This is a genomic window from Haloterrigena sp. H1 (genome assembly GCF_005938085.1).
In the GTDB taxonomy this organism is placed as follows: Archaea; Halobacteriota; Halobacteria; order Halobacteriales; family Natrialbaceae; genus Natrinema.
Genome location: NZ_SMZK01000001.1, coordinates 2,497,768 through 2,522,301 on the forward strand (window position 1 = coordinate 2,497,768; position 24,534 = coordinate 2,522,301).

A 24,534-nucleotide genomic window follows, 5' to 3' on the forward strand; every position below is an offset into this window, starting at 1 on the left:
TATGCGACTCGAGGAGCAGAGTGCATTCGTCCGGGATGCCGTCACTGCTGAGTACGCAGAGGTCGTCGTCTTCATCACCGAACTTGGCGGAACGACCGCACTCATGCTCCTGCTCGCGGTGCTGTTCTGGTGGTCGAGCCGTCGCCGAAGCGCGCTCGTGATCAGCTATGCGGTCGCCGGACTGGCGCTGATGCTGGCGCTCAAGACGCTGTTCGCGCTGCCGCGGCCGCCGGCAGACGCCATGCTCGTCGCACTCGAGGCCGAACGCACGGGCTACGGCTTCCCGAGCGGGCACGCCTTCGCCGCGGCCGTCGTCTACGGCGGTCTCGTCTCCGCGTACGACCGGACTCGGGACCGACGGGCACTGCTGGCTGCCGGGACGCTCGTCGTGCTCGTCTCGCTTTCGCGGGTCGTCCTCGGCGTTCACTACCTCGGTGACGTGATCGTCGGTGCAGGTCTGGGCGTCGGATTCGTCCTCGCCATGGATCGGCTCACGGGTGGCGACCCGACGATCGGCTTCGCGGTTGCACTCTGTCTCTCGGTTCCTGCGGTCGTCATTACCGGCGGCGCGGCTGACTCGCTGCTCGGTCTCGGCGGGTCGATCGGTGGCCTGCTTGGCTCGCGACGGCTGCCGGCGCTGCCGGCGCTGCGCTCCCGACTCGAGGGTGTCGCCCTTTTCGTCGTCGGTGGCGGGTTCGTGGCCGTCGTGCAAGCCGCCGAATCGGCTGTCGAATCGGTCGAACCCCTGCTGGTCGTCCTCTATGCGCTCCTCGTTGCCGGCATCCTCCTCGCACCGGCCGCCATCGGCCGACTCGAGATCGACGCGCTCGAGTCGCGGCAAGCGTAGGCCTCGTGCCGAGGGCGTCGGTCACCAGCCGCCAGCGATCGCGTCACTGATGGTCACCTCTCGCGGTCAGCGACAGTCTTTACTGTTATAAATACGACACTATCTGCATGGAAATCGTCACCACTGAAACGGTCCCCGGTCGCGACGTGCAGGAATCGCTCGGTATCGCACGCGGAAACACGGTCAAAGCGCGAAACATCGGCCGCGACATTACCCAGAGCATCCGCAACATCACCGGTGGCGAACTCAAGGCCTATTCGGAGTTGCTGACTGATGCACGTGATGAGGCGATCTCGCGCATGGAAGCGGACGCCAGATCGATGGGTGCCGACGCCATCGTCAACGTCCGACTCGAGAGTTCCGAGATCGCAAACGGCGGTTCGGAGGTCATCGCGTACGGGACAGCCGTTCGACTCGACTAAGTCGGAGCACGTTAGGTCTCGCGATCTGCCTGTTCCCAGAGCGGATAGAGATCATCTTCGATCGGCTCGGTGATCGACTCGCCGTCGAGGACGAGTTCAGGAACGTCAGCCGTCAGCGGCGCGACGGTACCAATCACTGCTGCCTCGAGTTCTGCCTCCGCTAAGTCTGCCAGACACGCCTCGAGCGCGTCTTCGGGAACGGTCGCGAGCAACGCCCCGGAGCCGAATATCTGCAGAGGATCGACGCCGGCGGCATCACACAGCGTTGCCGTGGCCTCGCGAACGGGGACGGCGTCGCGGGTTACCTCGAGTCGGACGTCCGAGGCGCGGGCCACCTCGAGCAAGCCCGACGTGACGCCACCTTCTGTGGGATCGTGCATCGCCGTCGCGTACTCGCGGACGATTCGGGCCTCGGGGACGACACTGATCTCCTCGAGATAGCTCGCGGCACGCTCGTTGATGGCTGGCTCGACGCCGAGTTCGTCGCCGAAATCTGCCGCGAGAATCGCCGTTCCTTCGATGCCCGCCGCTTTGGTGAGGACGACTGCGTCACCGGGCTGTGCGCCGCCAGTCGGCACGTACTGCTCGGTCGCCCCCATCGCCGTCAGCGAGAGCAGCGGCCGCTCGAGTTGGTCGACGTACTCCGAGTGGCCGCCGACGATCGACGCGCCGAGTTCGCGGGCAGCGGCGTCGAGGTCGTGGGTGATTTCTTCGAGGACGTTCGTATCAACGTCGGTCGGGAGCAATACGACAGCGGTCAGCCAGCGCGGGTCGGCCCCCGAGACGGCGACGTCGTTGGTCGCGACGGCGACGCCGAGTTGACCGACCTGCGAGGCGGCCAGCGAGATGGGATCGGAACTGACCACGAGCGTGTCCTCGCCGTCGGGCCAGTCGATCGCGGCGGCGTCCTCGCCCTCGGCCGGGCCCTGTAATACCGTCTCGTCCGTCTCGGCTGCCCCTGTTCGCTGGAAGACGTGCGTGAGCAGATCGTCCGGACTCACCTTGCCGGGCATACCACGAACTGGGACGATGTAAGGTTTGTAGCTGTCGAAGAATTCGTTCCCTGTATCGAAGAATACGGCGAAGCAGCTTTTGAGAACATCAAGAAAGCCCCGACAGCATTGCCCCTTTCATTCCCACCCGAACGTGGTTTGACGGGCTGTCGTCGTCGCCGGCTGCAGACCGCTCGTCGTGGGAAAGCCAGACGCGCTTCGAGGCCGGTTCAGATGTCGGGCGCGACCGCGTCCATCGTCTGTCGAATCTGTGCCTCGTCGGCACCGCGCGGGAAACTGACCGCGATGGCATCGAGGCCATCGACTGCCTCGTAGCGCGCGAGTGTCTCGCGGGCTGTCTCCGGATCGCCAACTGCACAGAGATCGTCGAGGATATCCTCGTCGACGAGTCCGAGCGCGCGCTCGCGGTCGCCGTCCTGCCAGGCGTCGTAGATCTCGGCAGCTTCGTCGTAGCCCTGGCGCTCGAGGGAATCGCGATAGAACGTGCCCATGCCACCGATGTAGAACGCAACGTGCTGGCGAGCAAGCGCCCGGGCCTCTCGGGGATCGTCCAGTACGCAGCAGGTAACGCCGGCAGTGACGTGGACGTCGTCGGGGTCGCGATCACCGAGGTCGGCACCGCGCTCGATGTCCTCGAGTCGGGTGTCGATTCCCTCGGGCGTGAGCATGATGCCGTGCCAGCCATCGGCGAATCGGCCCGCGAGTTCGACCGCCTTGGGGCCCATGCCGGTGACCTCGATCGGGGGTGTCGTCGCCGGCGGGTCACAGCGAAGGCGAAAGCCCGAGACCTCGAAGTCGTCGCCGTCGTAGTCGACCGGGTCGCCGGAGAGGACCTGTCGGACGATCTCGACCGTCTCACGGGTCCGTTTGAGCGGATTGCCGTACGTCACCCCGTGCCAGTTTTCGATCACGACGGGGCCACTCGGGCCGAGTCCCAGCCGGAACCGGCCCTCGGCGAGTTCCTGGAGTGTCGCCGCCGTCTGACCCAGCAGCGCCGGCGACCGCGAGTAGGTGTTGAGGATGCTCGAGCCGATATCGATCGACTCCGTTCGCTCAGCCATCGCCGAGAGGACGGTAACGGCGTCGCGACCCCACGTCTCGGGGAGCCATGCACAATCGTAGCCGGCGTCCTCGGCCGCCCGCGTGTAGTCGACGATCGAGTCGATCGTCGGCTGTGCGGCGACGGGAAGGTGGATATCTCTGTTAACCATCGTCATACATAGATGGAACCCGGCCTTTTGGGTGTATGGGAACCGAAAAGCGGTGGTAGACCGTTTATTTCGGGGTCAGCGTCTGCGGGGAACAGGTCGCACCGTCAGCTCTGACTCGGAGACAGCCTCCGCCCCACATCGGCGACCCAAGCACGCTCACGAACAGTGGCTGACTCGACACTGTCGACACGCTCGAGCGACCGTCGGGTGGCGGGTTGCAACCGGCAGTCAGTTGTCTGATGGCGATCCGTCCGACACGGATATTATTTGCGTAACAGAGTTTATGTGTCTTCAACAAGTAATTCGGGCGTCATCATGAATGTAGAAGAATTTACACAATCGAACGCGCCGAAAGACGGAAACAGCGGATTTCAAAAGGAGAACAAACGGCTTCTCGACATTCCCGTCGACGGAACGGTGATGGTCAAAGCCGGCTCGATGATCGGCTACACTGGGGAGCTGACGTTTACCGGAAAATCGTCTGCCGAAGGTGGACTCACGGGATTCGTCAAGGAGGCAGTGTCGAGCGAGGGAACGCCGGTGATGGAGGCCGAAGGAAGTGGCCACCTCTACGTTGCCGATCAGGGAAAGAAAGTCCAGATACTCGAGCTCGATGCGGAGCAGTCGATCTCGGTCAACGGGAACGACGTCCTCGCCTTCGAGTCGACGGTCGACTACGAAATCAATACCATCGGCAGCCTCTCGGAAGTCGCCGCGGGAGGCCTGACGAACGTGTACCTCACTGGGCCGGGCGCAGTTGCGATCTCCACACACGGGGACCCGCTGGTGGTGACGCCGCCAGTCACCACCGACCCGGATGCGACCGTCGCCTGGAGTACCAATCTCTCACCGTCGTTTGCGACCAACAAAACGATCGAGATCGGGCAAACCTCCGGTGAAAGCATCCAGATGGAATTTACTGGCTCGGAGGGATTCGTCGTCATCCAGCCGTACGAAGAAGGAGGAGCCCAGCCCTAGGCCGAACGCGCAGTGACTGCGACCGGACTGCTTCGAGTCCGTCCCGTGGGTCTCGAGAGTGACGAACGTGAAGAGAGGAGAAAACCAACTCCGAGAGCCGCGCCGGGAGGCGTCATCGCTCGCTGCGTTCCTTGCCGAGGTCCTCGTAGATCTGGGGATCGGTCTGGAACTTGAGGACGTTGTGGACCGCCGAGTTTCGAACGTTCTCGATGACCTTCCCGTGTTTCGAGTAGCAGTCGTGGATCCACTTGGGAACCTCCTGCCGGTCACGAAACATCATGATCGTCTTCCACTGGTACTCCCCATCGGCGAGGAAGAAAAACAGGGTGTGCTTGTCCGCACGGATGTCCTCCATCGCGGCGCGCCAGTGGTCGGCGAAGTGTTCAGTGTTGAACTTGAACTCGAACAGCGCGAAGATGTAGTACTCCTCGTTGGGGATGATCGCTTCGCGGAAGACCCCCTCGTCACGCATCCGTCGGATCGACTCACTGACGGTGACGTGAGAGACCTCGATATCGTACTTGTCCTCGAGTACCGTGGTGAGTTCCCGCGAGGAGAGTTGCGGGTCGTCGGCGAGCTCAGTGAGAATCGCGATATCCCGATCTTTAAAATCCCAGTTCGGTGGGTCGCTGCTCATGCTAGTCCAACTGTCGCGGCGGCCCTGATATAGATTGATATTGGCGCGATCGAACCGCCGTCGTGCGGTCGCGCGTGTAGTGACGATCAGCGGCTCCCCGAGTCGGCGTCTCGAGTCGTCGAGAGCCCCGCAAGCGACTCTTCGCCGATCTCTGCGAGGACGTGTTCGTGAAACGATTGGAGTACGGCGCTTTCGTCCTCGGCGAGGACGACGTCGCTGGCCGACAGCGTCGCGAGCCCGAACGCCCGCGGCGTCGGCGAGTCGAGGAGCTGCCGCGAGAGGGCGAGGTCGCCCCCATCGAGCGCGTCGACGATGTCCTCGATCTCGCTGACGTTCAGTTTGTCCTCTACGATCTCGCGGTAGGTCTCCTCGATGACAGCGAAGTCCTCTAACTCTTCGGCGAACCCGAGCAGCATCTCGCTCGAGACCTGCTGTTCGCTGGCGGATTTCTCATAGCCCTTGTAGCGTTTGAGGATCATCAGCGAGCGAGTCGCGTTGATCCGGAAATAGCGCTGGAGAAGGTCAGTCCCCGACAGCGCCGCTCGGAGATCGTCACGGACGTCGTCGGCCTCGAGGTCGGCGACGATCCCCCCGAGATCGACTTTCCGGTTGAGCGGCATCGAGAGGACGAAGCCGTTGTCCGCGACCGCGACGCGGACGTTCGCCGTCGCTTCCTGGGCACAGCGATAGGCAAGCAGACGGGAAAGACCATCGTTGACCTTCCGGCCGTAGTTCGAGCGAACGTAGTAGTGGCGTTCGTACTCCTCACGGTCGCGGACGACTTCGATCGCGAGCCGGTCGGGCGTACTCACACTTATCATACCGGCGTACTGCACTTGATGATCGAACAGCCGGGCGATCGCGCGAACGCTGTCGTCATCGAGGGGCAGGTCCCGGAGCCACGCGCGGACCCGCGGCGGGCCGCCAGCGTCGTAGCGCTCGAGGAGGTCGCGCTGAAACGCAAGGATCTCGCGGCCAAGATCGTACGACAGGGGCAGCCGCTCGGAGTACCACGAGGGGACGGTCGGGCGAGCGCTCGTGCGGTCGACGTAGACCTTCGAACCGCGCCGATAGCGGTACTCGAAGTGATCACCACCCAGGACGAAGACATCACCTTTCTCGAGGGTATCGAGATACCCCTCGTCTAACTGGCCGACCCACTCGTCGCTCGCCCGTGTATGGACATCGCAGGTAAACGAGTCGGGGATCGTTCCGATATTGGTCATGTAGATAACTCGCGCGAGCCGGCCGCGCTTGCCGATCAGCGGCTTGCCGACCGGGTACGCTTCGTGGTGGTGCTCGCCGTCGGGCGGATCGTTTTCGTCACGCCAGACTTTCGCGTAGACGTTCTTGTCCTCGAGACCGGCGTACTCGGCCGTGAGATATCGCATGAGCGATTCGTACTCCTCGTCCGTGTAGTTCCGATAGGGGTACGCACGCCGGAGAATTTCTTTCAGTTCGGATTCGGGCCGGATCTCGGCGATCGCCATCCCGTAGACGTGCTGGGCGGCAACGTCCTGGGCGTTTTCGGGAATCGACACCGAGTCGACGAACCCCTCCGTGGCCGTCTTGAGCATGACCGCACACTCGAGGAGTTCGTCCCGGTCGAGCGCGATCACCCGCCCCGTCACGGTCTGGCCGACGCGGTGGCCCGCCCGCCCGACCCGCTGGAGGAGCGAAGCGACGCTTTTGGGCGAACCGACCTGCACCACGAGGTCGATATGGGGCATGTCGATGCCCAGCTCGAGGCTCGTCGAGGTGGTGACGACCTCGAGCTCGCCGGCTTTCAGCCGGTCCTCGACATCCTGACGGACCTCTTTCGAGAGACTGCCGTGGTGACAGGCTGAGTTGGCTTCGTCGTAGGCGTCGAAGCGCTCCCGGAGGTTGTGGAGGACGCGTTCGGCCCCCGAGCGCGTGTTGGTGAACACCAGCGTGTTCGTGTGCGCCTGGACGTGCTCGTGGAGTTGCTGGTAGAACCGCTCCTGGACCACCTCGCGGGACGTGTTGATCAGATCGGCGGTCGGACACTCGAGTTGCAGGTCGAACTCACGGGCGAAGCGTGCATCGACGATCTCGTAGTCACGCGGCGCTCCACCAGGCGTTTCACGGCCCACCAGAAATTCCGCAACGCGAGAGAGCGGTTCGATCGTCGCCGAACAGCCGATTCTGGTGAGTTCGTTCTCAGCCATCGCCGCGAGTCGCTCGAGGCTCACCGCGAGGTGGGTCCCTCGCTTGCTCGCCGCCAGCGAGTGAATCTCGTCGACGATGACGTACTCGACGGTGCGAAGTTTCTCGCGGAACTTCGGCGCGTTCAGCAAGATTGCAAGGGTCTCGGGGGTCGTATTAAGGATGTGGGGCGTCTCCTCGAGCATCCGCTGGCGCTCGCTGGCGTCGGTATCGCCGTGGCGGATGGCGTGGCGGATCTCGCCGACCGACGCGTCGTCGCGCTCGGCCGCGATCTCCTCGATACCTTCGAGTGGCACCTCGAGATTGCGGTGGATGTCGTTCGCGAGGGATTTCAGCGGCGAGATGTAGAGACAGTACACCGAGTTCTCGAGGCCAGCGGGAGACTCCGTCTCCCGGGCAGACGGGCTCTGCCCGTCGACATCGTCGGCGTCCCGCTCGCGCTTGTACAGGGAGTTGATGATCGAGAGAAACGACGACATCGTCTTCCCCGAGCCCGTCGGCGCACAGACCAGCGTGTTCGTCCCTGCGTCGATCTTCGGGATCGCACCCCGCTGTGGCGGGGTGAAAAAGCCCTCGTTCTCGGGAACGAACTCGCCGAACTCCTCGAGCCACCACTGCTGGACCGCCGGCTCGAGAGAGTCGAAGACATCGCCATCCCTGATCGTCGTGGTGGCTGGATCGAACGGCAGGGAATCGTCGTCGACCGGCACCTCGAAGCGCTCGTCGCCGTCCATTACCGTCGTCTCCGGGGCCGGCGTGTAAGAGCGTTTGGACGGCGCAGTGAAAGTGAAACCGCGCTCGACGGCCCCGACGAGCACGGATCGATCCTGAGCGCGGACAGCAGCAATTTAATTATTCTTCTGTCCCTGACGTTCATGAAATGCGATCATCGCGGCTGCTCGTCGGTCTCGTGCTCACCATCGGGCTGGTGACGGCGGGGATCCTCGCTGGGACGACGGTCATCGACCCTGACGACGACGGGGAGCCGGTGGTGGGAGAATTGCGCGACGGAACAGCGCCGTTCGACGCCGACACCGATGGCGACGGGCTGGGCGATGGTGCGGAAACACGACACGGAACCGATCCGACCGTCGCCGATACCGACGGCGACGCCCTTGACGACGGCGACGAAGCGGACCACGGAACGGATCCACTCGAGGCCGACACCGACGACGACGGTCTCGACGACGGGACGGAAGTCCACGAGCACGGGACGGACCCCCTGACGGTGGATTCCGACGACGACGGAATAGTCGACCGTGCCGAACTCGAGACGTACGAGACCGATCCCACCGACCCGGATACGGACGGTGACGGGCTCACGGACGGTGCGGAAATCGACGATCACGGTACCGAGCCGACCGTGGCCGATACGGACGACGATGGACTCGACGACGGTCCAGAAGTGCAGGAGTATCGGACCGAGCCGACCGTGGCCGATACGGACGGCGACGGGCTCTCGGACGGCGCAGAGGTCTACCGCCAGGACCTCTTTCCCGACGCTGATCCGCTCAGTACCGACGTGTACGTCGAGGTCGACCGCATGGAGGGGGTCGCCTTCGAACGCGCCGAACTCGAGCGCGTCGTCGCGGAGTTCGACGACGCACCGCTTGCAAACCCCGACGGATCGTCCGGTGCGGACCTGCACGTCGTCGCCAACGAGACGATCCCGCGGGAGTCGTCGACCGACGTCGTCAATCTGACCCAATACCGATCACAGTACTTCGACCGGGCCGGGCAGGGCTATCACTATCTGGTTATCGTCGAGGACGTCGCCGGCGACACCGACCGCGGGAACGTCATCGGCAAGGCCAGCCTGGGAACGATGATGGTCGAATCACAGCCGGGTCGCGACCACACCGGTACGACCGTGATGCACGAACTCGGCCACTCGCTCGGACTCTCCCCGGCTGACTTCGACGGCATCGACTCCACCCGATACAGTTTCCGGGAGTACACCAGCGTGATGAACTACAACACCCCACGGGACTACTACGGCTTTTCCTCGAGCGGTGGCCCCACCAGCTTCGACGACTGGGATTCCCTCGAGAACCACATGTTTACGCCGGCGACGTCGTTCATCACCGTCGACGGGTAGCGGAGACGCCAGGACTTGCCGCACCGTTTTCGACCGACAACGAGGCGAAACCGCGGGCGAGCAGCGCTCGCTGCCAGCATGACTCACTGGAACGTCGAGGAGTCGTCAGTGTGACAATACTCTTATACGATACGGTGATTCTCGTCCCGTCAGCGCGACTGTTCAGGTGCGATCGGCGGAAATCGTGATGGATGGCTGTCTCTAACCACAGGAAAGATGAGCGTTCGATCACATCGAGTACGCAATGGAGCGAGATCGCAGATCAGTGCTGGGAAGTGTCGCGATGGGAACAGTAGCGCTGCTGGCAGGCTGTTCCGGAAGCGGTGACAGCTTGATCGGCGGTGGGTTAACCATCGACGACACGTCCGCGGAGACGACCGCGTTCGGAAACGTCGTCCTCACCGTTGCGATCTCGAACACGGGTGGCTCGTCAAAGACCAGCACCCTGTTCGGTCAGATCGACGTCTCCGACGGTGACACCTACACCAAAAACCGAGAGATCACGGTCGCCGGCGAGGACTCGAACACGTACGAACTCGAGTTCGATATCGATTTCTCCGACTCGCTCAGCGCCAGCGAATACGAGTACAGCGCACACCTCGAGTGAGGTGCTGGCGCTGTCATCGTGTGGCCCCCTGTGACCGCCGCGTGTACGGATCGCCATCCCTGACAGCCCGGACGGACTGTCCCGCTGTGTCGGCTGCTCGCAGTCGTCGCTCGCGGGTTCTCGGGCCTGTTCGGTCGTCACCAGTGGCTGTTGATCGGCCAGTGGAATACGTGATGGGTCCGTTCTCGAGCGACTGTCCGTTCCTTCGGTGGCGGCGATTACCGTGGAACCGAGCAAACGACGAGTCCGATCGAATCGATCTAGCTCCGTGTGTGCCTATTGACAGTGAGCATGTCATAGACGGCGAAGAGAGAACCTGGAATAACAAGGAGCCATCCAGCGTAAGAGAGGGGTGGAGATTCGAGCAAAGCCAGGTAGCACCCAACAAGGAGTGCAACACCAAAGACGAGGCGTGTGACGATTCGTGTGAGCGTCAGGTCATGATAATAGTATTCGATTAACGGATCAACGAAGATCGCTTTGAGGATATCTGAGAGGAGGGATTGCATATCCCACGCTGTTCGTGTTCGAAACAAAAATTTAGCGGTTGAGCAATAGTCACCTGCACGCTCGAGCGCGTCTCGTCGGTGTGCATAGGTGCCGACAGTCCTGCTCCGCAGACTCGTACACACGGCCTCGAGATCTATAACCCAGATGATCGAGATACAGCGCTTAGACTATTTGAACTAGTTAATATTATAGTTGAATTCACGATAACCAAGGAGAAGTTGATTGAAGAAGCCTACTCTGAAATTCCTGAGAATAAGAAAGACGGTATTGAACAACGAGACGGTTAGTATTGACCCTCCTAAGTGTTTCTGACAAGACCGATTATTAGAGCACCACTCTATCCCCTTAGCGAAACAGCGATTCTATAGCGCAATGTCGATCTACTCATTTTTACCAGCCTACGCTCTGCGCTGCATAATTGCTCTTCCCCTGTAGGGGACATTATTTATACAGGATGACTAACCACATTTGGCACATGAGTGGAGCAGATGATAATTTCTCCCCCGATGAATTCGTCAAAATGTTGGATGACTCTGTTTCATATATATACGGTAAGGACATCGGACTTATCACAGGTTTTTTATACGCCCAACTCACTATCTTTTTAGCTTTCCTAATTATAATCGGACTTATATATTCTCTTATTCAGCCTGAACCAACTATTCACCATTCTGAGCCAGGTTTTAATTATTGGAATATACCTACTAGGTTCCTCTCTGCTCACGTTAGCCATCTGGACATTACTCAAACTCATGTGGAGATTACGTCAACTCATTCAGTGGCGCGCGGAGTATGAAACTGAAAAACACCCATATAGTGAAATATTAGCAACATTATCTGGTATTTATGTAGGATACAAAACAGGATTTGCTTATACAAGAGAGAAACAGCAGAAACGCAGTATTATTTCTATTATTTTTATTAAGTTGATTTTCTATGGAGTACTCGCGGGAATTATTTATAAAATTTTGGGAGTCGGTATTGGACTGTATACTGTAGGCATATCATTTTTGATTACGACTCTCTATCGCGCATATTCATATTATAAGTAACAAATTTGGGGATAACATCCGTTTCATGTGCTTCAACTGGAGATCTACGTGTGGAGGTGGGGTGGGGCGCTGTAATTTTTTGGCGCTGTCACCGTGGCGACACCCCCCATGGGGGCGTTGCGGTGCGATCGCGGTGGCGACCCCGGCCTCGAGTCACCGACTCTACAACCACAGCGGACGCGTCGCTCTTCCGGGCGTTGCGTCGTGAAAAGTGGGACCGCCGAGAATTGAACTCGGGTCCTACGGACCCCATCCGCAGAGGATACCACTACCCCACGGTCCCGTACTTGGATCGATGGGCGTCTTCCGTTTAAGCGTGTCGTTTCAATGCCGGTGTGTCACCCGGTTTCGAGCCACTCATACGGACTGCTGTCAGTCATTGCCGGTGCAACCGCAACCGCCCTGGGTTGCACCGGTACGTCGGTACAGCATCCCGTATCAGACCAGCACGCGCTCGAGGTCGACGACGAGCCCGCTGTCAGCTTCGGGGTCCCCGACGAACGTGCCGAGACACACCGCCGCACCGTTTGGCGTATAACAGGCGACCAGCGAGTCGCGCTCGAGTCCGTCGTCGGCCTCGAGAACACCCGGCGCGTAGACGGGTGCCCCCTCTGCCACCTCACGGGCGGCGTTGTCGGCGATCACGACGCTGGGAATTCCCTCGAGAATCCGTTCGGCGGGGTCGACGACCTCGTATAGCGGGTCGGGGTCGTCGTCCTCGAGCCAGAACGCCAGTGCGTCGAGGAAATCGTGCGCGTTGTGGAGCGTCCGGTCGTCGAACGGCTCCGTCATCGTCCGGCGGAGGTGGCCCATGTGCGCGCCGGTTCCGAGTGCCAGTCCCAGATCGTGACACAGTTTGCGGACGTAGGTGCCACTCTCACAGCGGATCCGCAGGAGGAGGCGTCGCTCCTCGGCCTCGATAACCTCGAGGTCGTAAATCTCGCGCACACGCAGGCGGCGAGAGACGGCACTCTTGCGCGGGGGCTTCTGGTAGATCGGCCCCTCGAACTCGGCGACGACCGACTCGGCGTCGGCCGGAACCGGTGCGTGACACTCGAGGACGGCGACGTACTCTTTGGCACCCTCGAGGAAGACCGGCGCGAGACGGGTCGCGTCGCCGAGCATGATCGGGAGACAACCGGTCACCTTGGGGTCGAGCGTCCCCGCGTGGGCGGCGCGGTCGATGGTGACGTCGGCACCGCGGTCGGCGAGCGTCTCGTCGACGGCGTCGCGCAGCCAGCCGCTGACCTGGTGTGAGGAGGGACCCGGCGGCTTGTCGAGGTTGACGACACCGAAGGTGAGCAACTCGGCAGGGGACCGTTCCTCGGGTGGACCACGAAGCGACATTAGAACTCGTAGTCGGTGTCGACTGGTGTTTTCCCTTCGTCGCCGCCGGCGTCGTAGCGCTCGACCGCGGTGACGAGCATATCGAGGACCGCATCGGGCTCCCAGCGGGCCGTGTTCACCGACAGGTCGTAGATCGTCAGATCGCGGATGTCGATTCCGTAGTATTCCTCGTAGCGCTGTGCTTCGCTGGCCTCACGGGCCGTCGTTTCCTCGGTTGCGCGGGCGGGGTCTTTCCCTTCGCGTTCGGCGATGCGCTCGCCACGAACCTGTGGTGGGGCGTCGAGCCAGAAGCGGAAATCAGCCTGCTCGGCGGCCAGCCAGCCGGCGAGTCTGGACTCGAGGACCAGATCGTCTTCCTCGACGGCGATTTCGCGCAGCCGGCGGTCGAGATCGCGATCGATCTCGTCGTTTTCCTCGGCGAGTTTATTGAACTCGAGGGGGGTGTAGCCGCGTTCGTCGGCCAGTTCCCGAAAGATGTCACCGCCGCTGACGTGGTCGAGCTCGAAGGCGTCGGCGAGCAACTCGGCAGTCGTGCTCTTCCCGCTGCCCGGCGGGCCGGAGACGGTGAGTAACATAATCGATCTGCGAGCGGGCGGGTAAAATGGGTTTTGAATCCACGAGCACGGCCGTCGATGGCGGCCGCGAACGATAATCGACAAGTGGCTTCTTCGGCGACGGGTCGTAACGATCGAAACGGGAAGCCGACGCGATCAGGTGCCGGTCGGCGACATATCGATGTTCAGTGACTTGCGCAACAGCTGGGAAAAGCCCATCGAGCACAGGAAGTACCAGACGATCCAGGCTGGCATCGGGCCCACCAGCCCCGCCTGCCAGTCGGTCTTGCCGACGATCGGCAAAATAGCGGTCGCTTCCGCGCCGCTGAGGCCGACCGACTGGATCTTCCAGTACATCCAGAGGAACAGCGGGATCGTCAATAGCATGATCCAGACCATCGGTCGGAACTGCTCTTTGAACATCCCGAGGTTGTCCGCCATGGCCTCCATCTGCTCTTCGCGGATGCGCTCGAGTTCGTTCTCGAGGCGTTCGATTTCGGCCTCGCTCGCGCCGCGTTCTTCGGCCTCTTTCTTACGCTGGCGGAGGTCTTTTTGCTCCTCCTGGACGGCTTTCATCCGTTCTTGATACTTGCCCATAACCTCCGTGTTCATCAGGTTCGCCTGGAGCAGCGACGAGTACAGGCCAGTGATCAGTGCCACGGAGAGGATCACGGCGTAGAAGGGCAACGCCGCGTCGAGTGGTCCGAGGACGATATCGATCGTCCCACCCACGACGTTCCGGATCGAATCGAACCAGTACCCGGGCATCAACAGGAGCGCACCGACACCAGCTATCTTGTCCCACTGCGACCAGCTCGATTCCTCCTCGTCGATATCGACGTCGGCACCGGCGACGGTGCTGTCGCCGTCACCATCGAGCGCCTGATCGTAGGCCTCACGATCGGCGATCTCGAACCCCTCGTCGCCGTCGACTAATACGCCTTTCTCGATCAGCCGCCCCCATTGGCCGCTCGTCAGCTCGTCGCTGACGTCGGCCCACTGGACCTCGCCGCCGTTCCTGTCGGCTGCCTCGCGGATCGCCTCGAGCGCATCCGCCATCGAGGAATCCTCACGGACGAGGGCGTCGATCTTCTCGGCTGTACGCGTCATCTGCCCAAACCTAGGCGTCGTCCGGTATACAAGTGTTTTTCTTCGGTAGTCACAGTCGTCCACGAGGAGATCAGTAAGAAGGATTCTGTTGGGCGCTCGAGTACGGGTAAATATACTATTCCCATTTTTCAGTCAATATGAACTGTTTGATCGGTCGGACCTTTTATTAGACAGATATCCGAACTACTAGACAGGTAGTGTTCAGATAAGCTGATTCCATGCGAAGCTGAACGATCTGAGCCAGTCGTCGGCAGTTTCTGCGTCGGCATTGCTAAAACAGTTTGAGAAACAGAGTGTTCGTCGTTTTATCTCTCGAAAGACACGTTCGACAGCATTCCGATTTCCATGTTTCTCATATCTGAAATCGAAGCCGTGGCGCTGACACGCATCTTGCAACGAGTGCGATCCATCGACGAGAAACACGGCGTCATCGACGTTGTGTTTCTCGGATATTTCAGTCAGAAACGAATGAGCGAGAACCTTCGTTGTCGTTGGTTCAAGCTTTGTATGGAGTAATTCGTTCGTCTCGGGATCGACCGCAGCGTACAGCCAATACTGCTCGTCATTAAGTCGGATCACCGTCTCGTCAACCGCGACGTGATCCGGACTTTGGCCCTCTTCGGGCTGTAGATCGGCCTTGTGAACCCAATTGTGAACGGTGGATCGAGCGCGTTCGACACCGAATACCTCAAGAATAGAGACAGTATTCGAAAGCGAGAGTCCCGCGAGATGCAGCTGAATACTGAGCTTCATCAGCAATCGCGGTGTCGCTTCTCGTTCGACAAAGTCTAAGTTGATCTCGTCTAAACAACCGTCGAGGCGAGCGTTTTCGGGCATAGAGCACTCGGAAAACGCTCCGCCTCACCTTTCAATCCTTATCTGAACACCGCCACTAGACAATAGAATGACTTTAAGACGTACTGACGGCACAGCAATGCCGTCGGAAAGAGGTGTGTCCGCGATACTCGGCCTCGTGCTGTTGATCGGGATGGTGGCAACCATCAGCGTCGGGATCCTGCTTGTTGCCGGTGAGATGATGGGCGATACAGAACAACGGGCAGAAAATGATCGTATTGAAAAATCATTTACTGTCGGTAGTTCCCATCGTTCCCCCGTATTGACTTGATTTTCGGCAACGTGAGCGACAGGATTCATCTCGTTCGAAAAGAGATCGACGTAGAAGGCGGTCTCACACCAGTGAGAGCGCCGTCTCTGAACCTCCGATTCGAAGCCGTCGCTCTCTGCGGGGACTACCGCTGGACGCGGGCTCAATCAGCCCGCGTCCAGTTGGCTATAGACCTCGGGAATTCCGGCGCCGTTGGTTGGTGCCTCCCACTTCCGCAGCAGTGATTCGTCGAGGGTATGGTCGATCCACTCCCGAAACAGTTCGAAGCGGAACCAGGCCGGCAGTGCTCGCCCGCCGCGCCGCGGCGTGGCGAGCACTCCCCACCGGACGATCAGCCACAAGTTCCGCAACAGGAAGCCCACAAGCACAAACAACAACCGAACGACTGGATCGGTTGTACTCGTACGCGCACGTGCTTCTCTCATCGTTCGGAAGGCTGTCTCGATCGCTGAGCGTTTCTGGTAGAGAGCTTCGACTTCCTTCGGCGTGCGATCGGCCAGATCGCACGCCACATACGCCCGGACAAGCAGACCGTGCTTGCCACGGTTTCCCTGTTGGTAGGAGACACAGACCGCGAGCGGGAAGCGCAGTTCCCGCTCGCTTCCTTCGTACATCACGTACTCCGTCCAGTAAGAGACCGACGTGTCTAGTTTCTCAGCCATCTGTTTTCCACGACGGATGACGGGGAGAGCGACTGGTGCGACTGTATCCAGTCGCTCGATCGACGTTCCATCGTAGAATCCGCGGTCAACGAGGAGGCCAGCGACAGGGAAGGGCCGCGACGTGGTCGAGCAGCCGCTCGACCGCGTCGCTTTTGGGTTCATCACCTCGGACAGGAGTAACCGCGACGACGAGCGGCTTAGCTCGGCAAAGGACAAACCCAACAAGGTAGCGATGGCACTGAGAGGTGCCATCGCAGGGTATCGTATGACAGAGCTCTCCGGCATCACGGTGTGGACAGCCGTGGTAGTGGATGTCGACGAAGTCGAGGCAGATGATCCTCGGGCCGGGGCCGAGGATCATCGCCGCTTGCTGAGCGAGGAGGTCGTTAACGACGGCTTCGAGTTCAGCAGCAGGAACGGTATGAAGCTGAGCGAGTGTGTAGTCGTCGGAGTACGTTCCAAGAGTGCTGTCAGTGACAGCCTTGATGGATTTCTGATCGACAGCGGCTTGGAGGAGTGTCTGCCGGATGATCCCGGAGTCGAAGCCACAGCCTTCGACTCCGGGGATCGGGATCTCAGAGAGGAGATCAAGCGCTAACTTCTCGAGGTCAGCGGCCGTAAGGACAGTGTCTGGGTGGTACAACAACTTCATCAACACCCAGCCAGACGCTTCCTGAGAATCTAACCCTGTCAGTTGTGGCTATCTTCTGACTCGATGGGAACTACCGACTGTCTTAGATCAGCAAATGAGGACTGTTTCGAGGAATGGCGATATATCCCGATCAATGGCTTTCAATGCTGGTGAAAAAGGAGCAATCGTGAAAACAGACACTGCGTATATAAATATATCTAGTGATGGGTTTAATAAATCGATACCAGTAGGGGCAATTGAATACGAGGGAGATGAGGGTACCAGAATAGCATATCAGGCTGGGGGTGTTTTTCGTGAAACAGGGTCGGAAACACAAGTAGTGTCAGTACCTCCCATTAATTATAACGAGCGGAATTCTACAGTTTCTTTCCCAATAATTGAGTTGTCTGAAGAAAATGACATAAGCTCAGGAGATATCTCAATTACTCGTATAAACACTACACCTCATCCAGAGATGACATATGTTGAGCAAAGTACTATTAAAATGAATATCACAAGTGAATACTGCGTCGGGTGGGAGAATTATTTCAAACGCCAGACAGAAAAATCCCAGGGGCAAGCGATTCGAGAATCGTGCAGTGAGGGAGACGATGACACTGTTCGGGTTGAGCTCGGAAGGATGGATCTACCAAAAGGAACATTTGAAGACGGGATTGTCGCAAATGATGTGTCAGGAGACGATGATGATATGGATATAACTGAGAAAGAGGATTACTCGCCTCCAGTAGTAGATGATATAGTTGATCAAATGATTACTGATATGGACCCTGACAAGAACGAGAACGTTACTTCGATTGAAAATGTTAGCGGCAGTACAGCAACAAGTGGTACATACTTCACTGAAAACAAGACTCTTACTAACGACCTGACATTTAATCTGAGCGATGGAAATGCAACACTCGTCGTTAAAGGCGATTTGGATATAGACGGAAGCACATTCAGTGTCAAAAACTGGGAGCAACCCGATCAAAATCACACGCTCCAAATTTACGTCGAAGAAGGATTACACATTGATGGTGGGGGTAGTAAAATGTGTGTCGATCCATGTACATCAGGGAATATTGATCCAGAATATCTACAGGTGTACGGAAAATCAGATGCTCATTTAGCCATTGGCACGGGAGATTCCAGTTTTGAGGGCTTGATCTATGCTCCGTCGGAAGAGCCATTTTCCCCGGAGAACAGATACATTAATAAAAATGGACAGTTGGTGACACAATCGAATGCTGATATATACGGTTCAATCATCACCTCATCTGCACATATTCAGAGTAACGCCCCAAAAGGCATGTATGATCCAAGTCTCAAGAATTTCAACCCCCAAATGAACCCACAGGGGTATGTCTTTCCACCGCATCTTTCCTATCTCCATATTACTGAACATACCATTGAAGTGAAAAATAACTGAGATGACACGGCCTATGTGGGAGAAAAGATAATTATATATGTGATGTAATACAAAGAATATATCCTCTAAACATTCAAAATCGACTGCTTCAAAACCTTTCATCAAAATAGATGGTTTTTATCTCATCAAGAATGCTTCAAAACACTATTCTGCGTGGAGGCAATGCCACTGAGGCAAAAATAGTATAAAACTACAGTTCAGTTATTCATACAGCTTCTTCGATCGTCGCCTTCACGTCCTCCCAGACCTCGTCGGGTGCCTGCTCGCCGTCGACACGCTCTAAGTCGCCCTGCTCGTCGTAGTGCTCAATGACCGGTTCGGTGTTCTCGTGGAAGACAGAGAGCCGTTCGCGGACCGTCTCCTCGGTGTCGTCGTCGCGCTGGACGAGTCGGTCCTCGACCTCGGGGTCCTCCGGCGGGTTGTACTCGACGTGGTAGATGTCGCCAGTCTCGGGGTCCATCCGACGGCCGGTCAGTCGGTGGACGAGTTCTTCCTCACCGACCTCGAGGTAGAGTGCGAGATCGAGGTCAGTCATGTCCTCGAGCTCTTCGGCCTGTTCGAGGTTGCGCGGATAGCCGTCGAGAACGAAGCCGTCGGCCTGACTGAGCGCCTCGTCGACGATGGCGTTGACGACCTCGTCGGGGACGAGTTCACCCTGGTCCATGTATTCACCTGGCGTGTCGTACTCGGTGTCCATATCGGAGATGTCCATCTCCTTGTTATTCCGAAGCGCGTCGCCGGTGGTGATGTGATCGACGTCGAACTCGTCGATGATCTTTGCACTCTGCGTCCCCTTTCCTGCCCCGGGTGCACCCAGGATCAGAATTCGTGGCTGTGCCATATGGCACCGTTCATGCCCATCACATAAAGGCTTAAAGAATCGAGCACGTCCATCCGCTATGAGCCGCTTTGACGCCGCCGAACCCACCGAACGACGGAAACTGTACGTCGACGCGATTACCGCACATCGCGAACGCGGAAGTGCCTTCCTGACGCTCGAGGCCGACAGCGCCGTCCGTGAGGAACGTGACGAATCAGAGCCGCTGAGCGCGCCATGGGTCCAGTTCGGCGATGGCACGATCAACATCGACTGCACCGACGCAGAACTCGAGGCACTGAAAGCATTGCTCGAGGCGTTTCCGGCGTTCAAAATCGACGACCTGACGCGGCCTGAAGACGCTGACGGAATCAACGTCCGGGTCAGCGCGAAGGCGGATCCGAATCGGATCGCCCAGTTCATCGACGATATCTTTCTCGAGGTGTACGGCCTTCCGTCGACGGTTCGCATCTGGGTCGTCGACGTGTGAACGACCGGGCACAGTTCTGACTGAACCGAGTCACACACTGATCGAAGGGGTGCGTTCGAGTAGGTGGGTAGTGAGGAGAAGTATCGGGACATCCGTTTTATATTTGATAACGCGTACGCGGCCGAGCGTAACAGCAACTAAATTTGCCCCCATGCCTGTCCTCTGTACCTGACGTATCGCTATAGATCGACTCGAGCGAGCAGAGCGGCTCTGATTCGCTGGAAACCGATGCTCGACCGCATGATTACAACCATCTGTTGCCAACGCTGTTCACGCTCGGTATTGCACCGGTTTCGCGGGGAGAAGAGTTTAGGACCGGACGATATGACATGATTTATTGGCACCTACATAGTATCCGGACAAGCTAACGATAGACAAAAGGTCATTGACGACAACGGCAACCTGATGAGGGGTGACAGACGAAACCGGATGAGTCACAGTCAAGCCGTCGGACAGAGTCCGACAGACGACACGGATTCATCCGGGCGGTTTCCAAATAGATAAGTGCCCCCAGCAACCATCGTCCGACATATAACTGGCCTTCAAAAGAGATGAATACAATCTACAGCGCACTCATTGCCCCGATGCAGCGGACCCGCGTCGACGTGTTCGAGAGTATCTTCATGGTATTCCTCGGACTCGGCACGCTCGTTGGCATCGTCGTGGTCGCGTACACCTTGTACAACGCGTACAAGTATCGTGATACCGGCGGAGCCGGCGACGATAAGGACCGGCCGTCACTCGGGGAGTTACCGACAGGCGGAAAGGGCGGAAAAAAACTATTCCTCTCGTTCGGCATCAGTGCCGTCATCGTCATTTCGCTGGTGATCTGGACGTACACGATGCTGCTATACGTCGAAGATCCCACCGACGGTAGCAGCCCGCAAGAAGACGCACTGAACGTCGATGTGATCGGAGATAGCTTCTCGTGGTCGTTCGAGTACGACAACGGGGTCGAATCGACGGGGACGCTTCGTGTCCCGGCTGACCAACGGGTCTTCCTTGAGGTGACCTCAGGCGACGTCTGGCATACGTTCGGCATACCCGACCAACGGGTGAAAGTCGACGCCATTCCGGGCGAGACCGACACTGGTTGGTTCGAGGCCGACGAGCCCGGCCAACACAATATCAAATGTTTCGAACTCTGTGGTGAGTTCCACACCAACATGGTTGGAACGTTGCAGGTCATGGAACCTGATGAGTACGAGGCATGGATGGACGACCAGCTGACGATGGAGTTCGAGATGGTCGACGGCAACGAGTCCCCCGTGACGGACGGCTACGAGATGACGCTCGAAAGCCAGGAGGGAGACTTCGAGCAAACGTACACCGCCGATGACTTCGACGAGAACGGAACGATCACGATCAACGATGTCGAAGACGGTGGCAAATACAACGTGACGATCACGTCGACAGACGGGCAGTTCGAAACTGTCGAAAAGCAGTTCGACATGACCGGCCCGGTCAGCGAGACCTACACGCTCGAGATGAACGCAACGGAAAGTGATGCTACTGCAAGCGACACGAACGACGGAGGTGACGCCTGATGAGTGATCTTCCGCCAATGCGGTCGGTCAAGCGGTGGTTGGTAACGACCAACCACAAGGACGTCGGGATCCTGTATCTCGCGACGTCCCTGTTCTTCCTGATCTTCGGCGGCGTCCTCGCGCTGCTGTTCCGAGCCCACCTGTGGCAATCCGGTGGTCTCATGCTCGGCGGCGAGGCGCTGCTGACGAACGATCAGTACTACCAATCGGTGACGGGCCATGGACTGATAATGGTCTTCTGGTTCCTCTCACCGATCGCATCCGGCTTCGCGAACTACTTCGTCCCGCTTCAGATCGGGGCGAAAGACCTCGCATTCCCACGACTGAACGCCCTGAGTTACTGGTTCTACCTGTTCTCGGGGATCCTGTTCATCATCTCGTTCTTCCAGGGTGGGTCGTTCTCCGGCGGCTGGACGATGTACGCCCCGCTGAACGTGCCCATGTACACCTCGGTGATGGAAGCAACGGCAGGTGGTAACGCCGCGATCCTCGGCGTCGTCCTGTTTACCTTCTCGGTCACGATCGGGACGGTTAACTTCCTGACGACGATGCACCGGTCCCGTGCCGAAGGCATGGGGATGTGGAACCTGCCGATGTTCTCCTGGTCATGGCTACTGACGGCCTGGATGATGCTGTTCGCGTTCGCCGCACTGCTGGCTGCGGTGATGCTGCAGTCGATCGACCGACTGTTCCTCACGCAGTACTTCGCAACCAACGAGGGCTCGAGCATTTTGTGGGCGCACATCTTCTGGTTCTTCGGACACCCAGAAGTGTACATCGTCTACTTCCCCGCGCTCGGTGTCCTCTTCGAGACGTTCCAGACGTTCACCGGACGCCGACTGGTCGGCCGCAAGTGGGTCATGATCGCGATGGTCCTCGTTGCTGTCCAGTCGTTCCTCGTCTGGATGCACCACATGTTCCTGTCGACGATCAACCTCCCGATCAAGACGCTGTTCATGGCGACGACGATCGGGATCTCGCTGCCCTTCGACCTGATGGTCTTCGCGATGATCTACACCATGATCAAGGGCCGCGTGCGGTTTACGACGCCGTTCCTGTTCTCGCTGGGTGCACTCCTGTTGTTCATCCTCGGCGGGATCACCGGTGTCTTCCTGGGTGCCGTCGTGCTCGACTACGAGTTCCGTGGCACCTACTGGGTCGTTGCTCACTTCCACTACGTGATGGTCTCCGGTGTCACCGCACTGGTCGGCGGCCTCTACTACTGGTGGCCAAAGATCAGCGGCAAGATGTACTCCGAACGACTCGGGAAACTCAGCTTCGCCGTGTACTTCTTCGGCTTCAACCTGCTGTACTTCCCGATGTTCCTCACCTGGGAGACGCCACGACGTATCTTCCACTACAACGAAAGCGCACAGCTCTACCACCAACTTGCGACCGCCGGTGCGTTCGTCCTCGGGCTCGGCTTCCTGCTCGTGTTCGTGACGCTCGCAAAGAGTTTCATTTCGGGCCCCGACGCACCCGACAACCCGTGGACCCACTCGCGAACCGCCGAATGGGCGATTCCCTCGCCCCCACCGCTCGAGAACTGGCCGGACCGGCCAAGCTACGCCAGTGGCAGCCTCGAGTTCGTCGACGACACGCCGACCGCGACCGACGGCGGGATCGCACAGGGTGCGACTGCCACGGCTACAGCGACCCATGAGGAAGAACACGCCGATCACGCCAGCATCTGGCCGTTCGGCATCGGTGTCGCGACGTTCACGTTCTTCCTCGGTCTCAGCGGGCTGACGCCGTACGTCTACGACTTCGTCCAGTCTAACATCCACAGCGGTGACTTCGTGACCCTGTCCGAGGCACCGCCGAAGAGCGTCGTCTATCCGGCCCTGACCGGTCTCGGGATCGTCCTGCTCGGAATTACGCTGTTCCAGTTCGGCCGCGAGCAGTTCAAGGCACCAGAGATGGAGGTTGCCGAGCGCTGGCCGTTCGAGGGCATCAACAACGAGAAGCTGGGTGTCTGGTTCTTCCTGGCATCCGACGTCGTCGTCTTCGGTGCAGCGATCGGTGCCTTCGTCTTCATGCGTATCAACATGGGCTGGAACAACTGGCATCTCGCTTCCATCACCGAAGCAGGACTGTTCAACACCTACGTCCTGTTGACCTCGAGTTTCGCGGTCGTCATCGCACACGTGATGGCAGAACGCGGGAACAAGAAAGGACTACTCGGCGCGCTCACCACGACGATCCTGCTTGGCTTCGTGTTCATGGGCGTCAAGGCCTTCGAGTACACCAGCAAGTTTGCTGATGGTCACTACTGGTTCAGTAGTCTCGAGTACTCGATCTACTTCGTGACGACCGGCCTACACGCCTTGCACGTCATCCTCGGGCTGTTGATCGCCGGGTTCATGATCTATCGGGTCGTGACCGTCGACGCCTATCTCGAGGATCACATGCCAGTCGAGTACTTCGGCCTCTACTGGCACTTCGTCGACATCGTGTGGGTCTTCCTGTTCCCACTGTTCTACCTGATGTAGCGGCTCCCCGCTACACAGGCTGCGTCTCGTTTTCTCACTGCGTTTCTGCTCTGCACACACCGGACAGCGACAGCGTTGCTATGACCCGACTACCAATCGTACGCAGCAGTCGTCTCCACCCGGTAGTGGTGGCTCGCTACACTACGTGAGCCAAGCACGGCAACGGAATCGACCGCCAGCCGGCCCACAGCGGGCTGTCGCCGGAGATGTAGTGTAGTTGTAGACCTATCGTGTCGCGGCGACTCTCGACGGTTCTCGCGCTGCTGATGACACTCATAGACCATCGGTTTCGTCCACAACGCTGTAGTCCGCTCGAGCGAGCGCCTGTCGGCGAAACGAGCACCACGAGAGAACGGCGAGTTCGATCGGCTCGATTACGGGTCGGCTCTCACTAACTAGCCGGACCAGATCAGCGCGTACATGAACGTAAACAGGAAGTAGACCAGAAACACGGAGACAGCAGCTTTGAAGTGAAACGTGAACAGCTCGTACTCCTCGTCGCCGATCTCCTCTTCGAATGCCTCGCGTTCGTCCTCAGAGCAGACGTCAGCGTGATCGACGCCGATGTGGAACGTCGCGTATCGCTCGGATCGAAACGGTCGTCCACAGTACGGACAAGTTGCGACGGGCGTTTCGTCCGGTGGCACCTCGTACTCCCGCTCGAGCGGTCGGTCAGTCGCCATTCGATCGGCACTTGCAGGAGTGCGAGGAAGTGTTTGCCGGTTCGGTGCGCTAACCGAGACGCGGATAGGGGTGCAGTAAGAAGC

Annotated in this window: 22 protein-coding genes, 1 tRNA gene and 1 pseudogene; 11 read left to right on the forward strand and 13 right to left on the reverse strand. The window is 58.9% G+C overall.

The annotated features are described in order from the left end of the window. The first annotated feature begins 1 nt into the window (after position 1). Complete coding sequence (locus E2L06_RS12465) at positions 2-847, forward strand: phosphatase PAP2 family protein (protein WP_171052363.1); 846 nt, start codon at positions 2-4, stop codon at positions 845-847. 107 nt (positions 848-954) lie between these two features. After that, positions 955-1,269, forward strand: a complete 315-nt coding sequence (locus tag E2L06_RS12470; protein ID WP_138781897.1) for a YbjQ family protein — start codon at positions 955-957, stop codon at positions 1,267-1,269. Between the two features lie 11 nt (positions 1,270-1,280). Here the strand turns inward: E2L06_RS12470 and E2L06_RS12475 are convergent, their stop codons facing one another. Beyond that, the gene (locus E2L06_RS12475; RefSeq protein WP_138781899.1) at positions 1,281-2,282 is read right to left on the reverse strand and encodes an AIR synthase family protein; all 1,002 of its coding nucleotides are present in this window, start codon (positions 2,280-2,282) and stop codon (positions 1,281-1,283) included. A 209-nt stretch (positions 2,283-2,491) separates the two neighbouring features. Further along, the gene (locus tag E2L06_RS12480; protein WP_138781901.1) at positions 2,492-3,493 is read right to left on the reverse strand and encodes a TIGR04024 family LLM class F420-dependent oxidoreductase; all 1,002 of its coding nucleotides are present in this window, start codon (positions 3,491-3,493) and stop codon (positions 2,492-2,494) included. A 315-nt stretch (positions 3,494-3,808) separates the two neighbouring features. On the opposite strand from E2L06_RS12480, the gene E2L06_RS12485 reads away from it, so the two are divergent. Next, on the forward strand, positions 3,809-4,471 hold the full coding sequence (locus E2L06_RS12485; protein ID WP_138781903.1) for an AIM24 family protein: 663 nt from the start codon (positions 3,809-3,811) through the stop codon (positions 4,469-4,471). Positions 4,472-4,583: 112 nt separating this feature from the next. Here E2L06_RS12485 and E2L06_RS12490 read toward each other — a convergent pair whose 3' ends face one another. Together E2L06_RS12490 and E2L06_RS12495 are read right to left on the reverse strand one after the other, a co-directional pair. Next, a complete protein-coding gene (locus E2L06_RS12490) occupies positions 4,584-5,108 on the reverse strand; it encodes a winged helix-turn-helix domain-containing protein (RefSeq protein ID WP_138781904.1) in 525 nt (174 codons plus the stop codon). An 86-nt stretch (positions 5,109-5,194) separates the two neighbouring features. Beyond that, positions 5,195-8,029, reverse strand: a complete 2,835-nt coding sequence (locus tag E2L06_RS12495) for an ATP-dependent helicase (protein WP_138781906.1) — start codon at positions 8,027-8,029, stop codon at positions 5,195-5,197. 146 nt (positions 8,030-8,175) lie between these two features. Here E2L06_RS12495 and E2L06_RS12500 point away from each other — a divergent pair, with 146 nt between their 5' ends. After that, positions 8,176-9,393, forward strand: coding sequence for a hypothetical protein (locus tag E2L06_RS12500; protein WP_138781908.1), 1,218 nt, complete (start codon positions 8,176-8,178; stop codon positions 9,391-9,393). A 283-nt stretch (positions 9,394-9,676) separates the two neighbouring features. Then, on the forward strand, positions 9,677-10,000 hold the full coding sequence (locus E2L06_RS12505) for a hypothetical protein (protein WP_138781910.1): 324 nt from the start codon (positions 9,677-9,679) through the stop codon (positions 9,998-10,000). A gap of 260 nt (positions 10,001-10,260) precedes the next feature. On the opposite strand, the gene E2L06_RS12510 is transcribed toward E2L06_RS12505, so the two are convergent. Continuing rightward, entirely contained in the window at positions 10,261-10,509 is a 249-nt protein-coding gene (locus E2L06_RS12510; protein ID WP_138781912.1) for a hypothetical protein, read from the reverse strand. A gap of 476 nt (positions 10,510-10,985) precedes the next feature. Here E2L06_RS12510 and E2L06_RS12520 point away from each other — a divergent pair, with 476 nt between their 5' ends. Next, a complete protein-coding gene (locus tag E2L06_RS12520) occupies positions 10,986-11,306 on the forward strand; it encodes a hypothetical protein (RefSeq protein WP_138781916.1) in 321 nt (106 codons plus the stop codon). A gap of 468 nt (positions 11,307-11,774) precedes the next feature. Here the strand turns inward: E2L06_RS12520 and E2L06_RS12525 are convergent. The 5 genes from E2L06_RS12525 to E2L06_RS12545 all read right to left on the reverse strand — a co-directional run bounded on the left by E2L06_RS12525 (position 11,775) and on the right by E2L06_RS12545 (position 15,410). Then, a tRNA-Pro gene (locus tag E2L06_RS12525) sits at positions 11,775-11,845 on the reverse strand. A 155-nt stretch (positions 11,846-12,000) separates the two neighbouring features. Continuing rightward, on the reverse strand, positions 12,001-12,909 hold the full coding sequence (locus E2L06_RS12530) for an RNA-guided pseudouridylation complex pseudouridine synthase subunit Cbf5 (protein ID WP_138781918.1): 909 nt from the start codon (positions 12,907-12,909) through the stop codon (positions 12,001-12,003). Continuing rightward, on the reverse strand, positions 12,909-13,484 hold the full coding sequence (gene cmk / locus E2L06_RS12535; protein WP_138781920.1) for a (d)CMP kinase: 576 nt from the start codon (positions 13,482-13,484) through the stop codon (positions 12,909-12,911). Before cmk ends, E2L06_RS12530 begins: the two co-directional genes overlap by 1 nt. A gap of 135 nt (positions 13,485-13,619) precedes the next feature. Then, complete coding sequence (locus tag E2L06_RS12540; protein ID WP_138781922.1) at positions 13,620-14,573, reverse strand: DUF106 domain-containing protein; 954 nt, start codon at positions 14,571-14,573, stop codon at positions 13,620-13,622. A 201-nt stretch (positions 14,574-14,774) separates the two neighbouring features. Next, on the reverse strand, positions 14,775-15,410 hold the full coding sequence (locus tag E2L06_RS12545; RefSeq protein ID WP_138781924.1) for an IS6 family transposase: 636 nt from the start codon (positions 15,408-15,410) through the stop codon (positions 14,775-14,777). 67 nt (positions 15,411-15,477) lie between these two features. Between E2L06_RS12545 and E2L06_RS12550 the strand changes: the two genes are divergently transcribed. Beyond that, a complete protein-coding gene (locus tag E2L06_RS12550; protein ID WP_249361433.1) occupies positions 15,478-15,699 on the forward strand; it encodes a hypothetical protein in 222 nt (73 codons plus the stop codon). A 146-nt stretch (positions 15,700-15,845) separates the two neighbouring features. Here the strand turns inward: E2L06_RS12550 and E2L06_RS12555 are convergent. Next, positions 15,846-17,013, reverse strand: a pseudogene (locus E2L06_RS12555) (ISH3 family transposase). Between the two features lie 133 nt (positions 17,014-17,146). Between E2L06_RS12555 and E2L06_RS12560 the strand changes: the two are divergent. Further along, on the forward strand, positions 17,147-18,421 hold the full coding sequence (locus E2L06_RS12560) for a hypothetical protein (protein ID WP_138781926.1): 1,275 nt from the start codon (positions 17,147-17,149) through the stop codon (positions 18,419-18,421). Positions 18,422-18,626: 205 nt separating this feature from the next. On the opposite strand, the gene E2L06_RS12565 is transcribed toward E2L06_RS12560, so the two are convergent. Beyond that, on the reverse strand, positions 18,627-19,262 hold the full coding sequence (locus E2L06_RS12565) for an adenylate kinase (RefSeq protein WP_138781928.1): 636 nt from the start codon (positions 19,260-19,262) through the stop codon (positions 18,627-18,629). A gap of 58 nt (positions 19,263-19,320) precedes the next feature. Between E2L06_RS12565 and E2L06_RS12570 the strand changes: the two genes are divergently transcribed. From E2L06_RS12570 to E2L06_RS12580, 3 genes are all read left to right on the forward strand, one after another. Further along, positions 19,321-19,728: a hypothetical protein gene (locus E2L06_RS12570; RefSeq protein WP_138781930.1), complete on the forward strand. Its 408-nt coding sequence runs from the start codon at positions 19,321-19,323 to the stop codon at positions 19,726-19,728. A 551-nt stretch (positions 19,729-20,279) separates the two neighbouring features. After that, positions 20,280-21,275 carry a cytochrome c oxidase subunit II gene (gene coxB, locus E2L06_RS12575; protein ID WP_138781932.1) on the forward strand — a complete coding sequence of 332 codons (996 nt, stop codon included), beginning with the start codon at positions 20,280-20,282 and terminating at the stop codon, positions 21,273-21,275. After that, on the forward strand, positions 21,275-23,767 hold the full coding sequence (locus E2L06_RS12580) for a cbb3-type cytochrome c oxidase subunit I (RefSeq protein ID WP_138781934.1): 2,493 nt from the start codon (positions 21,275-21,277) through the stop codon (positions 23,765-23,767). The genes coxB and E2L06_RS12580 overlap by 1 nt, the downstream gene beginning before the upstream one ends. Before the next feature lie 395 nt (positions 23,768-24,162). Here the strand turns inward: E2L06_RS12580 and E2L06_RS12585 are convergent, their stop codons facing one another. Beyond that, positions 24,163-24,450 (reverse strand): hypothetical protein, encoded by a 288-nt coding sequence (locus tag E2L06_RS12585; RefSeq protein WP_138781936.1) that lies wholly within the window; start codon positions 24,448-24,450, stop codon positions 24,163-24,165. Positions 24,451-24,534: the final 84 nt, after the last annotated feature.

What these genes read in the sequence shown, in the direction of transcription:
- E2L06_RS12465 (WP_171052363.1), top strand. Translation starts at nt 2, where the DNA reads ATGCGACTCGAGGAGCAGAGTGCATTCGTCCGGGATGCCGTCACTGCT.
- E2L06_RS12470 (WP_138781897.1), top strand. Translation starts at nt 955, where the DNA reads ATGGAAATCGTCACCACTGAAACGGTCCCCGGTCGCGACGTGCAGGAA.
- E2L06_RS12475 (WP_138781899.1), bottom strand. Translation starts at nt 2,282, where the DNA reads ATGCCCGGCAAGGTGAGTCCGGACGATCTGCTCACGCACGTCTTCCAG.
- E2L06_RS12480 (WP_138781901.1), bottom strand. Translation starts at nt 3,493, where the DNA reads ATGGTTAACAGAGATATCCACCTTCCCGTCGCCGCACAGCCGACGATC.
- E2L06_RS12485 (WP_138781903.1), top strand. Translation starts at nt 3,809, where the DNA reads ATGAATGTAGAAGAATTTACACAATCGAACGCGCCGAAAGACGGAAAC.
- E2L06_RS12490 (WP_138781904.1), bottom strand. Translation starts at nt 5,108, where the DNA reads ATGAGCAGCGACCCACCGAACTGGGATTTTAAAGATCGGGATATCGCG.
- E2L06_RS12495 (WP_138781906.1), bottom strand. Translation starts at nt 8,029, where the DNA reads ATGGACGGCGACGAGCGCTTCGAGGTGCCGGTCGACGACGATTCCCTG.
- E2L06_RS12500 (WP_138781908.1), top strand. Translation starts at nt 8,176, where the DNA reads ATGCGATCATCGCGGCTGCTCGTCGGTCTCGTGCTCACCATCGGGCTG.
- E2L06_RS12505 (WP_138781910.1), top strand. Translation starts at nt 9,677, where the DNA reads ATGGGAACAGTAGCGCTGCTGGCAGGCTGTTCCGGAAGCGGTGACAGC.
- E2L06_RS12510 (WP_138781912.1), bottom strand. Translation starts at nt 10,509, where the DNA reads ATGCAATCCCTCCTCTCAGATATCCTCAAAGCGATCTTCGTTGATCCG.
- E2L06_RS12520 (WP_138781916.1), top strand. Translation starts at nt 10,986, where the DNA reads ATGAGTGGAGCAGATGATAATTTCTCCCCCGATGAATTCGTCAAAATG.
- E2L06_RS12530 (WP_138781918.1), bottom strand. Translation starts at nt 12,909, where the DNA reads ATGTCGCTTCGTGGTCCACCCGAGGAACGGTCCCCTGCCGAGTTGCTC.
- cmk (WP_138781920.1), bottom strand. Translation starts at nt 13,484, where the DNA reads ATGTTACTCACCGTCTCCGGCCCGCCGGGCAGCGGGAAGAGCACGACT.
- E2L06_RS12540 (WP_138781922.1), bottom strand. Translation starts at nt 14,573, where the DNA reads ATGACGCGTACAGCCGAGAAGATCGACGCCCTCGTCCGTGAGGATTCC.
- E2L06_RS12545 (WP_138781924.1), bottom strand. Translation starts at nt 15,410, where the DNA reads ATGCCCGAAAACGCTCGCCTCGACGGTTGTTTAGACGAGATCAACTTA.
- E2L06_RS12550 (WP_249361433.1), top strand. Translation starts at nt 15,478, where the DNA reads ATGACTTTAAGACGTACTGACGGCACAGCAATGCCGTCGGAAAGAGGT.
- E2L06_RS12560 (WP_138781926.1), top strand. Translation starts at nt 17,147, where the DNA reads ATGGCTTTCAATGCTGGTGAAAAAGGAGCAATCGTGAAAACAGACACT.
- E2L06_RS12565 (WP_138781928.1), bottom strand. Translation starts at nt 19,262, where the DNA reads ATGGCACAGCCACGAATTCTGATCCTGGGTGCACCCGGGGCAGGAAAG.
- E2L06_RS12570 (WP_138781930.1), top strand. Translation starts at nt 19,321, where the DNA reads ATGAGCCGCTTTGACGCCGCCGAACCCACCGAACGACGGAAACTGTAC.
- coxB (WP_138781932.1), top strand. Translation starts at nt 20,280, where the DNA reads ATGAATACAATCTACAGCGCACTCATTGCCCCGATGCAGCGGACCCGC.
- E2L06_RS12580 (WP_138781934.1), top strand. Translation starts at nt 21,275, where the DNA reads ATGAGTGATCTTCCGCCAATGCGGTCGGTCAAGCGGTGGTTGGTAACG.
- E2L06_RS12585 (WP_138781936.1), bottom strand. Translation starts at nt 24,450, where the DNA reads ATGGCGACTGACCGACCGCTCGAGCGGGAGTACGAGGTGCCACCGGAC.